The organism is Bacillus sp. mrc49 (genome assembly GCF_002803435.1).
Map to the genome: position 1 here is coordinate 1 of NZ_PHNG01000005.1, position 1,224 is coordinate 1,224.

Sequence of the window (1,224 nt, forward strand, 5' to 3'; positions counted from 1 at the left end):
ATTGATGATGAAGAAATATTAAGAAATGAAGTAGAAGTAATCGGAAACATCCACGAAAATCCGGAACTGTTGGAGGGAGGTCAATGATTTCCTACCATTACTCAGATACGGAATTGAATAAAATACTAAAAACATTAACGATCGTTGTTGATACTCGTGAAAATGTAAACGGGCATATTCTTGATTATTTACGGCAAAAAGACATTCCAGTGAAAATTCAAAAACTCGACACTGGTGACTATGGCTGCATGTTACCGAAAAATGAAGAATTGGGAATAAGTCGCGATATTTATTTAAGCAGCAGAGTAGAACGTAAAGCTCATATGGATGAAATTACGGGAAATCTTCAAAAAGATACACAAACAGCATTTGAAAATGAATTAATTCGCTCTAAAGATATTCCCTTTACTTTAATTGTGGAAGATCTGCACGGATACGAAAAAATGCTGAAAGGAAAGTATAGGTCCAAGTATAATCCATTAGCATTGCTCGGAAGGCTTAATACATTCAAAGCTAAGTACAATTTTGAAATTGTTTATTTAGATCAAAAATTCAGTGGTAATTGGATATACCACCATTTTTATTATCAGGCAAAACATTATCTTAGGACCGGTGCTTTTTAATATGACCGGACAAAGATATAAAGCTTTCTGTCCAGCTTGTAAGTTTATTGTTTATTCAGTTAAGCGCCAGCGACTAAACAATTATAAATTCGCTTGTACATGCGGATGTCATTTTATCTTAGATATTAACTTCGCCAGAAAGGATTGAACTATGGTCTTACGTAAAAGAGTCGAACTTGAAAAAGACTTTTATAAAAATGAACTGCTAAATATGGGGTATTTCAAAACGCCGGAGGGATTGCAGCTTTACGAACTAACATTGAGCGAATTGGAGGATATCTACAAAGCAGAAAAAGCGAGGGAGAAACATGACGGATAAACAAAAACGCCGGTTGAAAAAGTCTCTAGCCAAAAGAGAAAAGGATCGCTTGAATCATGCTTGGAGAAACATCTTTGTGAAGTCCGGTTTTCTTGAAGAAAGAAAATAAAAGGGGTGGGCAGATGTTCATTTTCGTAATGGTGGCATTCATTGTTGGGGCTTGGGTCGGGATGTTCTTCATGTCTTTATTTTCTGCAGGTGCTTATGAAAAAGGATTTAAGGATGGGAGTAAGTTAAATGAATACAATTGATGATCAATTAAAAAATGATGTGCTGCTTGCT

5 protein-coding genes are annotated in these 1,224 nt (G+C 35.5%); all 5 read left to right on the plus strand.

What is annotated here, in order from left to right:
- Nucleotides 1-15 precede the first annotated feature (15 nt).
- The 5 genes from CVN76_RS32235 (at nt 16) to CVN76_RS32035 (ending at nt 1,193) form a co-directional block, all read left to right on the plus strand.
- A complete protein-coding gene (locus CVN76_RS32235) occupies nt 16-87 on the plus strand; it encodes a YopX family protein (RefSeq protein WP_442857515.1) in 72 nt (23 codons plus the stop codon).
- Nucleotides 84-623 (plus strand): ERCC4 domain-containing protein, encoded by a 540-nt coding sequence (locus CVN76_RS00130; protein WP_100530058.1) that lies wholly within the window; start codon nt 84-86, stop codon nt 621-623. Before CVN76_RS32235 ends, CVN76_RS00130 begins: the two co-directional genes overlap by 4 nt.
- A 151-nt stretch (nt 624-774) precedes the next feature.
- The gene (locus CVN76_RS00135) at nt 775-942 is read left to right on the plus strand and encodes a Fur-regulated basic protein FbpA (protein WP_100530059.1); all 168 of its coding nucleotides are present in this window, start codon (nt 775-777) and stop codon (nt 940-942) included.
- A complete protein-coding gene (locus CVN76_RS00140; protein ID WP_100530060.1) occupies nt 932-1,051 on the plus strand; it encodes a DUF3983 domain-containing protein in 120 nt (39 codons plus the stop codon). Before CVN76_RS00135 ends, CVN76_RS00140 begins: the two co-directional genes overlap by 11 nt.
- A 13-nt stretch (nt 1,052-1,064) precedes the next feature.
- Nucleotides 1,065-1,193 (plus strand): hypothetical protein, encoded by a 129-nt coding sequence (locus CVN76_RS32035; RefSeq protein ID WP_269799994.1) that lies wholly within the window; start codon nt 1,065-1,067, stop codon nt 1,191-1,193.
- Nucleotides 1,194-1,224 lie beyond the last annotated feature (31 nt).